The sequence below is a fragment of the Pseudomonas sp. P39-UII1 genome, from assembly GCF_039672635.1.
In the GTDB taxonomy this organism is placed as follows: Bacteria; Pseudomonadota; Gammaproteobacteria; order Pseudomonadales; family Pseudomonadaceae; genus Aquipseudomonas.
This window is the reverse complement of record NZ_JBDFPP010000003.1, coordinates 289,570-305,084: the sequence shown is the minus strand read 5'-3', so window position 1 is coordinate 305,084 and position 15,515 is coordinate 289,570. Positions and strand designations below refer to the sequence as shown.

The 15,515-nt window shown below is 64.1% G+C and carries 16 protein-coding genes; 9 read left to right on the top strand and 7 right to left on the bottom strand.

Annotated elements, in window-relative coordinates; translation table 11 throughout:
• Positions 1-52: 52 nt before the first annotated feature.
• Together aroE and hemF are read right to left on the bottom strand one after the other, a co-directional pair.
• The gene (gene aroE / locus ABEH27_RS06585; protein WP_346612772.1) at positions 53-877 is read right to left on the bottom strand and encodes a shikimate dehydrogenase; all 825 of its coding nucleotides are present in this window, start codon (positions 875-877) and stop codon (positions 53-55) included.
• Between the two features lie 25 nt (positions 878-902).
• Positions 903-1,814, bottom strand: a complete 912-nt coding sequence (gene hemF, locus ABEH27_RS06580) for an oxygen-dependent coproporphyrinogen oxidase (RefSeq protein WP_346612771.1) — start codon at positions 1,812-1,814, stop codon at positions 903-905.
• A 134-nt stretch (positions 1,815-1,948) separates the two neighbouring features.
• Here hemF and ABEH27_RS06575 point away from each other — a divergent pair, with 134 nt between their 5' ends.
• On the top strand, positions 1,949-2,926 hold the full coding sequence (locus ABEH27_RS06575) for an NADPH:quinone reductase (protein ID WP_346612770.1): 978 nt from the start codon (positions 1,949-1,951) through the stop codon (positions 2,924-2,926).
• A gap of 127 nt (positions 2,927-3,053) precedes the next feature.
• On the opposite strand, the gene ABEH27_RS06570 is transcribed toward ABEH27_RS06575, so the two are convergent.
• The 3 genes from ABEH27_RS06570 to dprA all read right to left on the bottom strand — a co-directional run bounded on the left by ABEH27_RS06570 (position 3,054) and on the right by dprA (position 5,496).
• The gene (locus tag ABEH27_RS06570) at positions 3,054-3,371 is read right to left on the bottom strand and encodes a DUF3077 domain-containing protein (RefSeq protein WP_346612769.1); all 318 of its coding nucleotides are present in this window, start codon (positions 3,369-3,371) and stop codon (positions 3,054-3,056) included.
• A 432-nt stretch (positions 3,372-3,803) separates the two neighbouring features.
• Positions 3,804-4,361, bottom strand: coding sequence for an L-threonylcarbamoyladenylate synthase (locus ABEH27_RS06565; protein WP_346612768.1), 558 nt, complete (start codon positions 4,359-4,361; stop codon positions 3,804-3,806).
• Between the two features lie 37 nt (positions 4,362-4,398).
• On the bottom strand, positions 4,399-5,496 hold the full coding sequence (gene dprA / locus ABEH27_RS06560; RefSeq protein ID WP_346612767.1) for a DNA-processing protein DprA: 1,098 nt from the start codon (positions 5,494-5,496) through the stop codon (positions 4,399-4,401).
• Positions 5,497-5,702: 206 nt separating this feature from the next.
• On the opposite strand from dprA, the gene def reads away from it, so the two are divergent.
• From def to ABEH27_RS06535, 5 genes are read left to right on the top strand one after another with little or no spacing between them, the layout of a single operon-like run.
• Entirely contained in the window at positions 5,703-6,209 is a 507-nt protein-coding gene (gene def, locus ABEH27_RS06555) for a peptide deformylase (RefSeq protein ID WP_346612766.1), read from the top strand.
• 60 nt (positions 6,210-6,269) lie between these two features.
• Positions 6,270-7,202: a methionyl-tRNA formyltransferase gene (fmt, locus tag ABEH27_RS06550; protein WP_346612765.1), complete on the top strand. Its 933-nt coding sequence runs from the start codon at positions 6,270-6,272 to the stop codon at positions 7,200-7,202.
• Positions 7,199-8,509 (top strand): 16S rRNA (cytosine(967)-C(5))-methyltransferase RsmB, encoded by a 1,311-nt coding sequence (gene rsmB, locus ABEH27_RS06545; RefSeq protein ID WP_346612764.1) that lies wholly within the window; start codon positions 7,199-7,201, stop codon positions 8,507-8,509. The genes fmt and rsmB overlap by 4 nt, the downstream gene beginning before the upstream one ends.
• Before the next feature lie 23 nt (positions 8,510-8,532).
• Entirely contained in the window at positions 8,533-9,906 is a 1,374-nt protein-coding gene (trkA, locus tag ABEH27_RS06540; protein ID WP_346612763.1) for a Trk system potassium transporter TrkA, read from the top strand.
• An 11-nt stretch (positions 9,907-9,917) separates the two neighbouring features.
• Positions 9,918-10,226: a tetratricopeptide repeat protein gene (locus ABEH27_RS06535; protein ID WP_346612762.1), complete on the top strand. Its 309-nt coding sequence runs from the start codon at positions 9,918-9,920 to the stop codon at positions 10,224-10,226.
• Between the two features lie 179 nt (positions 10,227-10,405).
• On the opposite strand, the gene ABEH27_RS06530 is transcribed toward ABEH27_RS06535, so the two are convergent.
• Both ABEH27_RS06530 and ABEH27_RS06525 read right to left on the bottom strand, forming a co-directional pair.
• Positions 10,406-11,293: a lysophospholipid acyltransferase gene (locus ABEH27_RS06530; RefSeq protein ID WP_346612761.1), complete on the bottom strand. Its 888-nt coding sequence runs from the start codon at positions 11,291-11,293 to the stop codon at positions 10,406-10,408.
• 41 nt (positions 11,294-11,334) lie between these two features.
• Entirely contained in the window at positions 11,335-11,886 is a 552-nt protein-coding gene (locus tag ABEH27_RS06525) for a DNA-3-methyladenine glycosylase I (RefSeq protein WP_346612760.1), read from the bottom strand.
• 83 nt (positions 11,887-11,969) lie between these two features.
• Here ABEH27_RS06525 and glyQ point away from each other — a divergent pair, with 83 nt between their 5' ends.
• Genes glyQ through gmhB form a run of 3 tightly spaced genes read left to right on the top strand, consistent with a single transcriptional unit; the run spans position 11,970 to position 15,496 of the window.
• Positions 11,970-12,917 carry a glycine--tRNA ligase subunit alpha gene (glyQ, locus tag ABEH27_RS06520; RefSeq protein WP_012312032.1) on the top strand — a complete coding sequence of 316 codons (948 nt, stop codon included), beginning with the start codon at positions 11,970-11,972 and terminating at the stop codon, positions 12,915-12,917.
• Complete coding sequence (glyS, locus tag ABEH27_RS06515; protein ID WP_346612759.1) at positions 12,914-14,965, top strand: glycine--tRNA ligase subunit beta; 2,052 nt, start codon at positions 12,914-12,916, stop codon at positions 14,963-14,965. The genes glyQ and glyS overlap by 4 nt, the downstream gene beginning before the upstream one ends.
• 3 nt (positions 14,966-14,968) lie before the next feature.
• Entirely contained in the window at positions 14,969-15,496 is a 528-nt protein-coding gene (gene gmhB, locus ABEH27_RS06510) for a D-glycero-beta-D-manno-heptose 1,7-bisphosphate 7-phosphatase (protein WP_346612758.1), read from the top strand.
• Positions 15,497-15,515 lie beyond the last annotated feature (19 nt).

Sequence of the window (15,515 nt, the reverse complement as noted above, 5' to 3'; positions counted from 1 at the left end):
AGGTGTAGGAGCTGGCTTGCCGGCGATGGGCCGCAAAGCGGCCCCAGCAATCTCAGCCCCGCGCCAGCTGCCGGCGCAACTCTGCCAACACCGGCGCCGTATCCGGCCGCACCCCACGCCAGATGAAGAACGCTTCAGCCGCCTGCTCAGCCAGCATGCCCAGCCCATCCAGCACCTTTGCCGCGCCCAGCTTGCTGGCCCACTGGCAGAACGGCGTGGGCTGCTTGCCATACATCATGTCGTAGCACACGGTCCGCCCAGCCTCGACCAGGCTGTCGGCAATCGGCGGCAGCTCGCCGGACAGGCTGGCCGACGTGGCGTTGATGATCACATCCACCGGCTCCTGCAGCCAGGCAAAACCGCTGGCAACGACAGGCCCCATCTCATCGAACTCACGTGCCAGCTGCTCGGCCTTTTCCAGGGTGCGGTTGGCAATCACCAGTGACTGCGGGTCGTGTGCCAGGATCGGCTCCAGCACGCCACGCACCGCGCCACCGGCGCCCAGGATGAGAATGCGCTTGCCGGCCAGCACCACCCCGGCATTCACCGTCAGGTCACGCACCAAGCCAGCACCATCGGTGTTATCACCCCGCAACGTGCCGTCGGCCAGCCTGCTCAAAGTGTTCACCGCACCCGCGCGCTGGGCCCGTGGGGTGAGGCTGTCGCACAGGCGGTAGGCCTCTTCCTTGAATGGCACGGTCACGTTGGCGCCGCTACCTTGCTTGAAGAAGCCGCGGGCGCAGTCGCTGAATTCGTCCAGCGGCGCCAGCAGCGTGCTGTATTCCAGATCCTGTCCGGTCTGTTCGGCGAACAGCCGGTGAATCAGCGGCGACTTGCTGTGGCCGATGGGGTTACCAAACACGACGTACTGGTCCATGGGGGCTCCTCGGTTATCCACAAGCTTACTGGCCGAGCCAGTCGCGGTCCTGCAAGTAGTACTCGGTCAGGCGGGCTTCTTCGCTGCCGGGCACGGCCTTCCAATCGTAACCCCAGCGCACTTGCGGTGGCAGCGACATCAGGATGGACTCGGTGCGGCCGCCGGACTGCAGCCCGAACAGGGTGCCCCGGTCGTAGACCAGGTTGAACTCCACGTAGCGGCCGCGGCGGAACTCCTGGAATTCGCGCTGCTCGGCGGTGTAAGGCATGCCCTTGCGGCGCTGGACGATCGGCAGGTAGGCGTCGACGAAAGCATCGCCGATGGCGCGAATGAACGCGAAGCAGGTATCGAAATCCCACTCGTTCAAGTCATCGAAGAACAGCCCGCCGATGCCTCGTGGCTCGCCACGGTGCTTGATGTGGAAATAGCGATCGCACCAGGCTTTGTAGCGGGGGTATACGTCTGCGCCAAAGGGCGCACAGGCCTGCTCGGCCACGCGGTGCCAGTGAATGCAGTCTTCTTCGTTGCCGTAGTACGGGGTCAGGTCGAAACCGCCGCCGAACCACCACACCGCCTCTTCGCCTTCTTTCTCGGCAATGAAGAAGCGCACGTTGGCGTGGGACGTCGGCACGTGCGGGTTGTGCGGGTGAATCACCAGCGAAACGCCCAATGCCTCGAACCCTCGGCCCGCCAGCTCGGGCCGGTGTGCACTGGCCGACGGTGGCAGGCCAGAGCCGAACACATGGGAGAAGTTGACCCCGCCTTTTTCGATCACCTTGCCGTCGCCAATCACTCGCGTGCGGCCCCCGCCACCGGCTTCGCGCACCCAGGCATCCTCGACGAAGCGGGCGCCACCGTCCTCGGTTTCGAGGGCAGAACAGATGCGGTCTTGCAGGTCGAGCAGGTAGGCTTTCACGGCCTCGGTGCGGCTAGTCATCGGGTCACCAGGAACGGGCAGGGAAGAATTCGCCGCGTAGCATACCACCGCAAACCTGCGCGCCGCAGTTGACGGCGATCAAGCAAAGGCGTCCGATAGAAGGCCTTTTCCGATCCCGACAACAGGAGTGCGAGATGGCCAAGCGTATCCAGTTCAGCCAGCATGGCGGCCCCGAAGTGCTGCAGCTTGTAGAGTTCGACCCGGCACCGCCGGGGCCGCAGCAAGTGCGCGTACGTAATCATGCGATCGGCTTGAACTTCATCGACACCTATTTCCGCAGCGGGCTGTATGCCCCGCCTGCGCTGCCGTCGGGCCTGGGCACCGAGGGCGCCGGCGTGGTCGATGCGGTGGGTGAGGGCGTCACCCGCCTGAAAGTGGGCGACCGCGTGGCCTATGGCGGCGGCCCGCTGGGTGCCTACAGCGAGCTGCACACGTTGCCGGAGGCCAACCTGGTCAAGCTGCCCGACAACATCAGCTTCGAGCAGGCGGCTGCGGTGATGCTCAAGGGTTTGACCGTTCAGTACCTGCTGAAGCAGACCTATGAGGTGAAGGCGGGCGATGTGATTCTGTTCCATGCTGCAGCCGGCGGTGTGGGCTCGCTGGCCTGCCAGTGGGCCAAGGCGCTGGGCGCCAAGCTGATCGGCACCGTGAGTTCTGCCGAGAAGGCGGAACGGGCCAAGGCGCTGGGGGCTTGGGCGACCATCGACTACAGCCACGAAGACGTGGCCAAGCGTGTACTGGAGCTGACCGACGGCAAAAAATGCCCGGTGGTGTATGACGGGGTAGGCGCCGATACCTGGCTGACCTCGCTGGACTGCCTGCAGCCACGCGGGTTGATGGTGAGCTTTGGCAATGCGTCCGGCGCGGTCAGCGGGGTGAACCTGGGGATCCTGGCGCAGAAGGGGTCGCTGTACGTCACCCGGCCAACCTTGGCGACCTATGCGAATAATGCCGAGAACACCCAGGCCATGGCCGATGACCTGTTTGCGATGATTGCGAGTGGCAAGCTGGTTGTGGATATCCAGCAGCGGTATCCGTTGAGTGAAGCGGCCAAGGCACAGGCGCAGCTGTCGGCGCGGCGGACTGTAGGGTCGACTGTACTCACTCCGTGAGCCACACACGTTCCGTGTGGGCGCGGGTTTACCCGTGAAGAAGCCACCTCGGTGGATGGCACCGGCTCTGCCGGTGTTCGCGGGCAAGCCCGCTCCTACAGGTATTGCGTCGGCTTCGATGGCTGCGCTATGCCTGTGAGGGCCGGTTTGTCGGTGGACGGGTCGACTCAATGCCATCGAGTATCGCCTCAATCACACCCTCTGCCATTTCAATCGCATGGAGGTTCGACCAGAACATGCCACGGCCTTCTTCGCGCATGTAGTCCAGGGCTTTGTAGCCGGTTTCGTAGGCACTGCGCAGGTACAGGGCTACGTGGACCAGAGCGTCCTCGGCGGGAATGTTCGGGTTGACGGTGAAGAGAGGGTCGTGGCCGGCGTCGCAGCGGCCGAAGGGGCGGGTGGAGGTGCAGGGTAGGGGTGGATCGGGGACTATTTTCTTCATCATTGGAAAATGCTCGTCAAGGCCGCCAACCATCACTACCACGTGAATGGGTGGCGACTGTACGCGAGGTGGTAGACCCGGGCATTTTCCAATCCAGGCAGGCTCGAAAGCCTCCCACGCACAGCCGCCATAGACTGTCATGGAAAAAATGCATCCGGGCTACCACACCCGATCGCCAAGGTATTCGGCGACGGATTGAGCCTAAAGGCACTGGTTCCTACTGAACAGGTGATGGCAGGGGACGCGGCTCGTAGGATATTCTCCAATCCTCAAACCGGACAACCATTCGAGACAGAATCAGAAAAATCTGCAGGGGTTTGCGGCCCAATCGCCGGCAAGCCAGCTCCTACACCGACCGCACCGGCTTCGAGCCATGTGCAGTACCTGTAGGAGCTGGCTTGCCGGCGATCGAGGGCGAAGCCCTCGCCAGCGGTATCAGCCCGGGCGCACAACCTCGCCGGTTGCCAGGTTGCGAATCACACTCGGGTTTTTCCGGCCCCCCAGCGCCCCGCCAAGCACCAGGTCCAGCTGGCCGTGGAAGTACTGCTCAACCCGCAACCGGGTCTTCGCCGCCGGGCGCCCGCCGGGGTTGCACGAGGTGGAAATCAGCGGCCCCACCAGCGCGCACAGTTCACGCACCACCGGGTGGTCACTGACCCGCAGCGCCACCGTGTCATGCACCCCGGTCACCCACTCGGGCAACAGGTCCTGGTGCGGCACCAGCCAGGTGTTCGGGCCCGGCCAGGTACTGCCCATGCGGTCGATCCAGTCTTCGGGGAAATCCTCGAACAGGAAGTCGAACTGGCGGATGTTGTCGGCGACCAGAATCAGCCCTTTATCCACAGGCCGTGACTTCAGCGCCAGCAGGCGATACACCGCGTCCTCGTTCCACGGGTCGCAGCCCAGGCCCCAGACCGCTTCCGTCGGGTAGGCGATCACTGCGCCAGCCCGGATCTCACGTGCGGCTTGTTGCACACGCCAACTGCTCACCATTTGTATTCTCCGCATTTAAGCCATGGGCGCAGTTTACTTAGCCCACGCGGGCAAACCAACGTCCAGCTTCATTCGTTACTCGGCCTTCGAGCTCCAGTTCGGTCAGTTGTGCCAATACCTGCGCCAGAGGCTGCTCGCTGCACAGCGCCAGCGCCTCGCTGGTCTGCGGTGCGGCATGCAGCAAGGCCAGCAACGGGTGGTTGGGTTTATCCGCCACAGCGGGCGGCAGGTTCTGCCAACCCTGCAGGCTCTCTAGAATCTGTTGCACGCTTTCCACCAACAGCGCGCCGTCACGGATCAGCTGGTGGCAACCCTTGGCACCGGGGTGGTGAATGGAGCCTGGGACGGCATAAACCTCCCGCCCCTGTCCCGCAGCCAGGCGCGCTGTTATCAAAGAACCGCTGGCCAGGCTAGCCTCGACCACCAGCACACCCAGCGACAGGCCGCTGATGATGCGGTTGCGCCGTGGGAAGTTACCGGGCAGCGGCCCGGCGTCCAGCGGGTACTCGGAAACCAGCGCGCTGCCGCTGTCGATTATCGACTTGGCAAGCTCCCGGTGGCGTTGTGGATAAAGTTTTTGCAACCCCGTGCCGAGCACGCCAATGGTGCCGCCTCCAGCTTGCAAAGCAGCCCGATGGGCGGCACCGTCGATGCCCAGGGCAAGCCCGCTGGTGATGGTGAAACCGGCTTGGGCCAAGTAACGAGAAAAGGCGCGGGCCGTGTCGATTGCCGGTGGTGAAGCACGCCTGCTGCCCACGATCGCAAGCTGCGGTCGGTCGAGCAACGTGGGGTCGCCTGCGACGAAAAGCAGGGGCGGCGCATCGTCGATTTCAGCCAGCAGCGCAGGGTAGCCAGGGCTGTCCCACATCAGTAAATGCTGGCCCGGCTGCTCTAGCCAGGCCATTGCAGCCAAGGCCCCATCGCGAACTTCTGGGCTGCGGCGGGCGTCGATTGTGGCTTGGGCAATGCCCAGCGCACGCCACGCCCCGGCGGGAGCACTGAGCGCCGAAGAGGCGCTGCCAAAGGCTTCCAGCAAGGTGTGAAAACGACGCAAGCCTGTCTCGGGAAGGCGGTGCAGGCGTAATCGGGCCTCCAGTTCGGCAGGCGGGCAGAGCGACGAATGGTGGGTCGGCATGGTGATCGTCCTTGATCGAAACAGGGCCATTTACGTGGCACAACCTGTGGATAACCTTGTGGGTAACACTTTGAAAAGCTGTCCATTAAGTGGACGCTATCAAGCCCATAGACACCCTAGACGAGCTTGCCAGGTGCCGAAATCGCCGATTCCCTTTATTATGTGTGCTCAGTTTTCAACCGAACGCACAGTGACTGCCTGACCTTATGGCCATCTTGAACATTCTCGAATTCCCAGACCCGCGCCTGCGCACCATTGCCAAACCGGTGACGGAGTTTGACGACGCCCTGCGCCAGCTGATCGACGACATGTTTGAAACCATGTACGAAGCGCCCGGCATCGGCCTGGCTGCCACGCAGGTCAACGTCCACCTGCAGGTCGTGGTGATGGACCTGAGCGAAGACCGCAGCGAGCCGCGCGTCTTCATCAACCCGACCGTCGAAGAGCTGACCCACGACATGGGCCAGTACCAGGAAGGCTGCCTGTCGGTACCTGGCTTCTACGAAAACGTCGACCGCCCACTGCGGGTGCGCGTCAAGGCCCAGGACCGTGACGGCAAGCACTACGAACTGGAAGCCGAAGGCCTGCTGGCCGTGTGCGTGCAGCACGAATTCGATCACCTCAACGGCAAGCTGTTCGTCGACTACCTGTCGCAGCTCAAACGCGACCGGATCAAGAAGAAGCTGGAAAAGCAGCACCGCCAGCAAGCCTGATCCCCACCTTCCAGAAGGCTTGCTCCGGCAAGCCTTTTTCTTTTTTGAAGCGAGAACTCCATGCGCATCGTCTTTGCAGGCACTCCAGAGTTTGCCGCCGAACACCTCAAGGCCCTGCTCGACAGCCCTTACCAGATCGTCGCGGTCTACACCCAGCCCGACCGCCCCGCGGGGCGTGGCCAGAAGCTGATGCCAAGCGCGGTCAAGGCGCTGGCCGTGGCCCATGACATCCCGGTGTTCCAGCCGCCAACCCTGCGCAACGCAGATGCCCAGGCCGAACTCGCGGCACTGAAGCCAGACCTGATGGTGGTGGTCGCCTATGGCCTGATCCTGCCGCAGGCGGTGCTGGACATCCCACGCCTGGGCTGCATCAACAGCCACGCCTCGCTGCTGCCACGCTGGCGCGGTGCTGCGCCGATCCAGCGCGCCGTGGAAGCCGGCGATGCCGAGAGCGGCGTGACCGTGATGCGCATGGAAGCCGGCCTGGACACCGGGCCGATGCTGCTCAAGGTAGTGACGCCCATCAGCGCCGAAGACACCGGCGGCAGCCTGCATGACCGCCTCGCCCAAATGGGCCCGCCTGCCGTGGTTCAAGCCATCGCCGGCCTGGCCGACGGCAGCCTGCAAGGTGAAGTGCAGGACGACACCCTCGCAACGTACGCTCACAAGCTGAACAAGGACGAAGCGCGCATCGACTGGAGCCGCCCGGCCGTCGAGCTGGAGCGCCTGATCCGCGCCTTCAACCCTTGGCCGGTGTGCCACAGCACCCTGGATGGCGAAAGTGTGAAGGTGCTGGCCGCCAACCTGTCCACAGGCAAAGGTGCCCCGGGTGAGATCCTGTCGGCCAGCAAGGACGGCCTGGTGGTCGCCTGCGGTGACCAGGCGCTCAGCCTGACCCGCCTGCAATTGCCCGGCGGCAAGGCCCTGGCCTTCAGCGACCTGTTCAACAGCCGCCGCGAGAAGTTCGCCACCGGCAAGGTACTCGGCCAATGAACCCACGCCTCGCCGCCGCCCGTGCCTTGGCCGCTGTACTCAGTGGCAAGGCCTCGCTGAACAGCTCGCTGCCCGCACAACTGGACAAAGTCGATGAACGCGACCGTGGCCTGACTCAGGACTTGGCCTTCGGCACCGCCCGCTGGCAGCCGCGCCTCGACCTGCTCGCTGCGCAACTGCTGCAGAAGCCGTTCAAGGCAGCTGATGCCGATGTGCAAGCCTTGCTGCTGGTCGGCCTTTATCAGCTGTTCTACACACGCATCCCGGCCCATGCCGCCATCGGCGAGACCGTCGGTTGCGCCGACAAGCTGAAAAAGCCTTGGGCCAAGGGCCTGCTCAATGCCTTGCTGCGCCGTGCCCAGCGCGAAGGCGAAGCATTGCTCGCCGGCATGCAGCGCGACCCCGTGGTCCGTACCGCGCACCCGCGCTGGCTGCAAAAGGCGCTGAAGGCCTTCTGGCCCGAGCAGTGGGAGGCCATCTGCGCCGCCAACAACGCGCACCCGCCGATGATCCTGCGGGTCAACCGCCGCCACCACGGCCGCGATGCCTACCTTGCGCTGCTGGCAGAGGCCGGCATCGACGCCAGCGCCTGTCAGTACAGCCGCGACGGTATCGTGCTGAGCGAGGCCTGTGACGTGCGCAGCCTGCCGGGCTTCGCCGAGGGCTGGGTGAGTGTGCAGGACGAGGCCGCGCAGCTGTCGGCCGACCTGCTCGAACTGGCTCCCGGCCAGCGCGTGCTCGACGCCTGCTGCGCGCCGGGCGGCAAAACCTGCCACCTGCTCGAAGCCGAAGCCGGCCTGGCGCACCTGGTTGCCATCGACCTCGAAGCCAAGCGCCTGACCCGTGTGCGCGAGAACCTCGACCGCCTGCAGCTGGACGCCGAGCTGATCGCCTGCGACGCCCGTGACACCGCCAGCTGGTGGGACGGCAAACCGTTCCAGCGCATCCTGCTCGACGCCCCGTGCTCGGCCACCGGCGTGATCCGCCGCCACCCGGACATCAAGCTGACCCGCCAGGCCGACGATATTCCGGCCCTGGCCACGCTGCAGGGCGAGCTGCTCGATGCCCTGTGGCCGACCCTGGAAGTGGGCGGCATGCTGCTGTACGCCACCTGTTCCAGCCTGCCGACCGAGAACACCGAAGTGATCGAGGCGTTCCTCGCTCGCACCCCGGGTGCCCGTGAGCTGGACCTGGCCACCGAGGCGGGCATACGCCAGCCGCATGGCCGCCAGTTGCTGGCCCAGGAAGGCGGCCACGACGGTTTCTACTATGCCAAGCTGATCAAGATCGCCGCCTCGCGCGGGTGAATAAACAGGGTAGGGAGTAGCGGATGAAGATCATCATCCTCGGCGCAGGGCAGGTGGGCGGTACGCTGGCGGAGCACCTGGCCAGCGAAGCCAATGACATTACCGTGGTCGACACCGACGGCGACCGCCTGCGCGACCTCGGCGACCGCCTGGATATCCGTACCGTGCAGGGCCGCGGCTCGCTGCCGACGGTGCTGCGCCAAGCCGGTGCCGACGACGCCGACATGCTGGTGGCGGTGACCAACAGCGACGAGACCAACATGGTCGCCTGCCAGGTGGCCTATTCGCTGTTCCACACCCCGACCAAGATTGCCCGGGTGCGTGAGTCGGCCTACCTCACCCGTGAAGAGCTGTTCCACAACGACCACATCCCGGTGGACGTGCTGATCAGCCCCGAGCAGGTGGTGACCAACTACATCAAGCGCCTGATCGAACACCCGGGTTCGCTTCAGGTGATCGACTTTGCCGAAGGCAAGGCGCAGCTGGTAGCGGTCAAGGCTTACTACGGCGGCCCACTGGTGGGCCAGCAACTGCGCCAGATCCGTGCGCATATGCCAAACGTCGATACCCGCGTGGCGGCGATCTTCCGCCGTGACCGGCCGATTACCCCGCGCGGGGATACCGTGATCGAGGCCGACGACGAAGTGTTCTTCATCGCCGCCAAGAAAGACATCCGCGCCGTAATGGGCGAACTGCGGCGCATCGACGAGACCAACAAGCGCGTGGTCATCGCCGGCGGCGGGCAGATCGGCGAACGGCTGGCCGAGGCTATCGAAAGCCGTTACCAGGTGAAGATCATCGAGATGAGCCCGGCACGCTGCCGCCACCTCTCCGACACCCTGGAAAGCACCGTGGTGCTGCAGGGCAGTGCCTCGGACAAGGACCTGATGCTCGAAGAGAACATCGCCGATGCCGACATCTTCCTGGCCCTGACCAACGATGACGAAGCCAACATCATGTCGTCGCTGCTGGCCAAGCGCCTGGGTGCACGCAAGGTGATGACCATCATCAACAACCCGGCCTACGTCGACCTGGTGCAAGGCGGCGACATCGATATCGCCATCAGCCCGCAGCTGGCCACCATCGGTACCCTGCTGGCGCATGTGCGCCGTGGCGATATCGTCAGCGTCCACTCCCTGCGCCGCGGCGCCGCCGAGGCTATCGAGGCGGTTGCACACGGCGACTCGAAGTCGAGCAAGGTGGTCGGCAAGGCCATCGAAGACATCACCCTGCCACCCGGCACCACCATCGGCGCGATCATCCGCGACGAAGCAGTGCTGATTGCCCACGACGACACGGTGATCGAATCGGGCGACCATGTGATTCTGTTCGTTGTGGATAAAAAGCATATTCGGGATGTGGAGAAGCTGTTCCACGTCGGCTTGAGTTTCTTCTAGGGGAAGAGGGCATGCGCGAATCGCTGGAGAAAATGCTGGCCAAGGGTGTGGATAACCCGCTGCTGAGGTTCGGCCTGGGCAAGGCTTGGCTGGACGAGGGCAACGGCGTTGAGGCGGCGGTGCACCTGGCACGGTGTGTGGAGCAGGATCCGAAGTATTCTGCAGCGTGGAAACTGCTGGGCAAGGCGCATCAGTTGCAGGGTGACCTGCCAGCGGCGCGCAAGGCCTGGCAAGACGGCATCGTGGCGGCACAGGCCCATGGCGACAAGCAGGCCGAGAAAGAGATGACCGTGTTCCTGAAGAAACTCGACAAGGTCTGAGATTGCCGGGGCTGCTTTGCAGCCCATCGCCGGCAAGCCAGCTCCCACAGGGGCCGAGCAAGCCCATGGGCTTTGTACAAGCCAAAGGCTGTCTAAGGCGAAAGCATGAGCTCGGGCCGGCACGGTCAAGGTGGGAGCTGGCTTGCCAGCGAAAGGGGCGCAAAGCGCCCCCAACAATCTCAGTACCAGCGCGGCTCGCCAGCCGGGCGCTTCTTGAAGCGCTTCATGCTCCACATGTACTGGCTCGGGTACTCGCGCACATAGCGCTCGACCACCTTGCTCATGGCCGCCGCCGATTCGGTCACATCGGTGCTGTACATGGCGTCTGGTGCCGCTTCCAGAATCACCCGGAAGCCCGAGCCATCGGGCAGCCGCAGCGCATGCAGGAAAACCCCGACCGCCTTGCCACCCGCCAGCATGTTAGGCACGAACTTGCTGGTGAGCGCCTGGGTACCCAGGAAGGGCACGAACACACCCGCCGATTCAGCCGGCTCGGGGTCTGCGGGGATGCCCACCTGGCCACCCCGGCGCACTTCCTTGATCACGCTGAGGATGCCTTCCTTGGTCGAAGGCGCCACCCGGTTACCCATCTGCACGCGCTGTTCGCGCAGCAGATCATCCACAGCTTTGAGCTTCGGCGGGCGGTAGAAGATGATCGGTTTGCACTGGTTGCAGTAGAAGTGGTTGAGCACTTCCCAGTTACCCAGGTGGCTGGTGATACCCACCACGCCCTTGCCAGACGCCAGGGCCTGCTCCAGCACTTCCAGGCCGTGCACTTCCTTGACCAGGTCCAGCGACCGCTGGGGCGGCCAGATCCAGGCGCAGGCACTTTCGACAAAGGATTTGCCGATGTCTCTCAGCGCGCGGCCGACCAGTTGCTCACGCTCGGCCGGGGCCATCTCCGGGAAGCACTTGGCCAGGTTGATCCGCACGACGTTGCGCGAACCGTTGGGGATTTTCCACATCAGCCAGCCGATCCCGGCGCCGACGCGCTGCACCGCGCCCCAGGGCAGCTTGGCAAACAGACGCAGCACCCCGACCATCAGGGCGCCCTTGAACTTTTCCACAGGCGAATTCCTTATTTCAGCAAGGCGCGCATTGTAACCCCTCAGCGCAGCAAGGCGGCGTAGCGATCACAATCGGTGGTGTGGTCCATGACCATGCCGGTAGCCTGCATGAAGGCGTAGCAGATGGTCGGGCCAACGAAGGTGAAGCCGGCCTTCTGCAGGGCCTTGCTCATCGCCCTGGCCTCGTCGGTAACCGCCGGGATATCGCTGCGGCCCTTGAAGTGGTTGACCTTCGGCACGCCGCCAACGAACGACCAGAGCCACTCGGCGGGGTTATCCACAGCCAGCCAGGCCTTGGCATTGCGCCTTACGGCATTGAGCTTGAGGCGGTTGCGGATGATGCCGGCATCAAGCATCAGCTCCTCGATCCGCTCATCGCTCATCTGCGCCAGTTTGACCGGGTCGAAGCCCTCCAGCACCTCGCGATAGCGCTCGCGTTTACGCAAAACGGTGATCCATGACAGGCCTGCCTGGAACCCTTCGAGCAAAAGCATCTCGAACAGCAACGCCGGATCACGCTGCGGCGTTCCCCATTCCTGGTCATGGTAGGCCTGGTACAACGGATCGTCGGTACACCAAAAGCAGCGTGGCATAAGGCTCCAATGAGTAGAGGGCGAGGCGAATCAGGTTATACTCCCGCTCTTTACATCCGCATCCCCAGATACAGGTGAATTTCGTGAGCCAGCCTACGCCAGCCGTGCGTACCTTCCAAGACCTGATCCTCGCCCTGCAGAACTACTGGGCAGCTCAAGGTTGTGTGGTGCTTCAGCCCTACGATATGGAAGTAGGCGCCGGCACTTTCCATACCGCCACGTTCCTGCGCGCCGTCGGCCCAGAAACCTGGAACGCCGCCTACGTGCAGCCAAGCCGTCGCCCTGCCGACGGGCGGTATGGCGAAAACCCCAACCGCCTGCAGCATTACTACCAGTTCCAGGTAGTGCTCAAGCCCAACCCGGCCAACTTCCAGGAGCTGTACCTCGGCTCGCTGAAAGCCATTGGCCTGGATCCGCTGGTCCACGATATCCGTTTCGTCGAAGACAACTGGGAATCGCCAACCCTGGGCGCCTGGGGCCTGGGCTGGGAAATCTGGCTCAACGGCATGGAAGTCACCCAGTTCACCTACTTCCAGCAAGTGGGCGGCATCGAGTGCTACCCGGTCACCGGTGAAATCACCTACGGCCTGGAGCGCCTGGCCATGTACATCCAGGGTGTCGACTCGGTGTACGACCTGGTCTGGGCCGACGGCCCGTTCGGCAAGGTCACCTACGGCGACGTGTTCCACCAGAACGAAGTGGAGCAGTCGACCTACAACTTCGAGCACGCCAACGTCGAGAAACTGTTCGAGCTGTTCGACTTCTACGAAAGCGAAGCCAACCGCCTGATCAAGCTGGACCTGCCGCTGCCGACCTACGAAATGGTGCTGAAGGCTTCGCACACCTTCAACCTGCTCGACGCCCGCCGCGCCATCTCGGTGACCGAGCGCCAGCGTTACATCCTGCGTGTCCGTACCCTGGCCCGGGACGTGGCGCAAAGCTATCTGCAAGCCCGCGCACGCCTGGGCTTCCCGATGGCCACCCCTGAACTGCGTGACGAAGTGTTGGCTAAGCTGGAGGCTGCACAATGAGTGCTCAAGATTTCCTGGTAGAACTGGGCACCGAAGAGCTGCCACCCAAAGCCCTGGCCACCCTCGGCGACGCCTTCCTGGCCGGCATCGAGAAAGGCCTGCAGGCCGCTGGCCTGAACTACACCGGCAAGCAGGTCTACGCCGCGCCGCGCCGCCTGGCCGTGCTGATTCGCCAGCTGGACGTGCAGCAGCCTGACCGCAGCATCAATATCGATGGCCCGCCCCTGCAGGCGGCTTTCAAAGACGGCGAGCCGACCCAGGCTGCCTTGGGCTTTGCCAAAAAGTGCGGTGTAGAGCTGTCGGAAATCGACCAGAGCGGCGCCAAGCTGCGTTTCTCCCAGCACATCCCGGGTAAAGAAACCGCCAGCCTGCTGCCGACCATCGTCGAAGACTCGCTCAACGACCTGCCGATCCCCAAGCGCATGCGCTGGGCCGCCAGCCGTGAAGAATTCGTGCGCCCGACCCAGTGGCTGGTGATGCTGCTCGGCGACCAGGTTGTCGACTGCACCATCCTCTCGCAGCAGGCCGGCCGTGAATCGCGTGGCCACCGTTTCCACCACCCCGAAAACGTGGTTATCACCACCCCGGCCAACTATGTCGAAGACCTGCGCAAAGCCTACGTGCTGGCCGACTTCGCCGAGCGCCGCGAGCTGATTGCCAAGCGCACCGCAGAACTGGCCATGCAGCAGGAAGGCACCGCCATCGTGCCACCGGCGCTGCTGGACGAGGTGACTGCCCTGGTCGAGTGGCCAGTGCCGCTGGTGTGCTCGTTCGAGGAGCGGTTCCTCGAGGTGCCGCAAGAAGCCCTGATCACCACCATGCAGGACAACCAGAAGTACTTCTGCCTGCTGGACAGCGAAGGCAAGCTGCTGCCGCGGTTCATCACCGTGGCCAACGTCGAAAGCCGTGACCCGCAGCAGATCGTCCAGGGTAACGAAAAGGTCGTGCGCCCGCGCCTGACCGACGCCGAGTTCTTCTTCAAGCAGGACAAGAAGCAGCCGCTGGCAACCTTCAACGAGCGCCTGAAGAACGTGGTGTTCCAGGCACAGCTGGGTACCGTCTACGACAAGGCCGAGCGCGTTTCCAGGCTGGCAGCCTTCATTGCCCCGCTGATCGGCGGCGACGCCCAGCGCGCCAGCCGCGCCGGCCTGCTGTGCAAATGCGACCTGGCCACCGAGATGGTCGGTGAATTCCCTGAGATGCAGGGCGTTGCCGGTTACTACTACGCGCTCAACGACGGCGAGCCGCAAGACGTCGCCCTGGCCCTGAACGAGCAGTACATGCCGCGCGGTGCTGGCGCCGAGCTGCCGCAGACCCTTACCGGTGCTGCCGTGGCCATCGCCGACAAGCTCGACACCCTGGTCGGCATCTTCGGCATCGGCATGCTGCCCACCGGCAGCAAAGACCCGTACGCCCTGCGCCGTGCCGCCCTGGGCGTGCTGCGCATCCTGATCGAGAAGCAGCTGGACCTGGACCTGACCGGTGCGGTCGAGTTCGCGGTCAAGCAGTTCGGCGCCAAGATCAAGGCTGCCGGCCTGGCCGAGCAGGTGCTGGAGTTCATCTTCGACCGCCTGCGTGCGCGTTACGAAGACGAAGGCATCGACGTCGCCACCTACCTGTCGGTCCGTGCCCTGAAGCCGGGCTCGGCGCTGGACTTCGACCAGCGTGTGCAGGCCGTGCAGGGCTTCCGCAAGCTGCCCGAAGCCGAAGCCCTGGCTGCGGTGAACAAGCGCGTGTCGAACCTGCTGGGCAAGGCCGAAGGCGCTATCGCCGAACAGGTCGAGCCGAAGTACTTCGACAACGCCAACGAGTTCTCCCTGTACTCCGCCATCCAGCAGGCCGACCAGGCCGTGCAACCGATGGCGGCTGCGCGTCAGTACAGCGAAGCGCTGGCCCGCCTGGCTGCCTTGCGTGACCCGGTCGACGCCTTCTTCGAGGCGGTGATGGTCAACGCCGAGGACGCCAAGGTGCGCGCCAACCGTTATGCCCTGCTCAGCCGCCTGCGCGGGCTGTTCCTGGGTGTGGCCGACATTTCGCTGCTGGGGTAAGCCTTGAAACTGCTGATTCTCGATCGTGACGGGGTGATCAACCACGACTCCGACGCCTACATCAAGTCGCTGGAGGAGTGGGTGCCGATCCCAGGTTCCGTCGAGGCCATCGCGCAGTTGAGCAAAGCGGGCTGGACGGTGGCCGTGGCCACCAACCAGTCCGGCATTGCCCGTGGCTACTATTCGCTGGCAACCCTCGAGGCCATGCATGCGCGCCTGCGCACGCTAGTGGCCGAGCAGGGCGGCGAAGTCGGCCATATCGTGTATTGCCCGCATGGGCCGGACGAGGGCTGCGAATGCCGCAAGCCCAAGCCAGGCATGCTGCGGGCAATCGCCGACCACTACCACGCCGACCTGCACGGCGTATGGTTCGTCGGCGACAGCAAAGGTGACCTGGAGGCCGCCCTGGCCGTCGGTGCAAAACCCGTGTTGGTGAAAACCGGCAAGGGCGAGCGAACCCTGGAAAAAGGCGTCGCTGAAACTACACTGATTTTCGACGATCTGGCAGCTATCGCCAGAGAACTAATTTAAACGATGCGCCCCAGGGCGC

Bases quoted from the DNA above. Each gene is read 5' to 3' on its own strand.
- aroE (WP_346612772.1), bottom strand. From the start codon at position 877: ATGGACCAGTACGTCGTGTTTGGTAACCCCATCGGCCACAGCAAGTCG.
- hemF (WP_346612771.1), bottom strand. From the start codon at position 1,814: ATGACTAGCCGCACCGAGGCCGTGAAAGCCTACCTGCTCGACCTGCAA.
- ABEH27_RS06575 (WP_346612770.1), top strand. From the start codon at position 1,949: ATGGCCAAGCGTATCCAGTTCAGCCAGCATGGCGGCCCCGAAGTGCTG.
- ABEH27_RS06570 (WP_346612769.1), bottom strand. From the start codon at position 3,371: ATGATGAAGAAAATAGTCCCCGATCCACCCCTACCCTGCACCTCCACC.
- ABEH27_RS06565 (WP_346612768.1), bottom strand. From the start codon at position 4,361: ATGGTGAGCAGTTGGCGTGTGCAACAAGCCGCACGTGAGATCCGGGCT.
- dprA (WP_346612767.1), bottom strand. From the start codon at position 5,496: ATGCCGACCCACCATTCGTCGCTCTGCCCGCCTGCCGAACTGGAGGCC.
- def (WP_346612766.1), top strand. From the start codon at position 5,703: ATGGCCATCTTGAACATTCTCGAATTCCCAGACCCGCGCCTGCGCACC.
- fmt (WP_346612765.1), top strand. From the start codon at position 6,270: ATGCGCATCGTCTTTGCAGGCACTCCAGAGTTTGCCGCCGAACACCTC.
- rsmB (WP_346612764.1), top strand. From the start codon at position 7,199: ATGAACCCACGCCTCGCCGCCGCCCGTGCCTTGGCCGCTGTACTCAGT.
- trkA (WP_346612763.1), top strand. From the start codon at position 8,533: ATGAAGATCATCATCCTCGGCGCAGGGCAGGTGGGCGGTACGCTGGCG.
- ABEH27_RS06535 (WP_346612762.1), top strand. From the start codon at position 9,918: ATGCGCGAATCGCTGGAGAAAATGCTGGCCAAGGGTGTGGATAACCCG.
- ABEH27_RS06525 (WP_346612760.1), bottom strand. From the start codon at position 11,886: ATGCCACGCTGCTTTTGGTGTACCGACGATCCGTTGTACCAGGCCTAC.
- glyS (WP_346612759.1), top strand. From the start codon at position 12,914: ATGAGTGCTCAAGATTTCCTGGTAGAACTGGGCACCGAAGAGCTGCCA.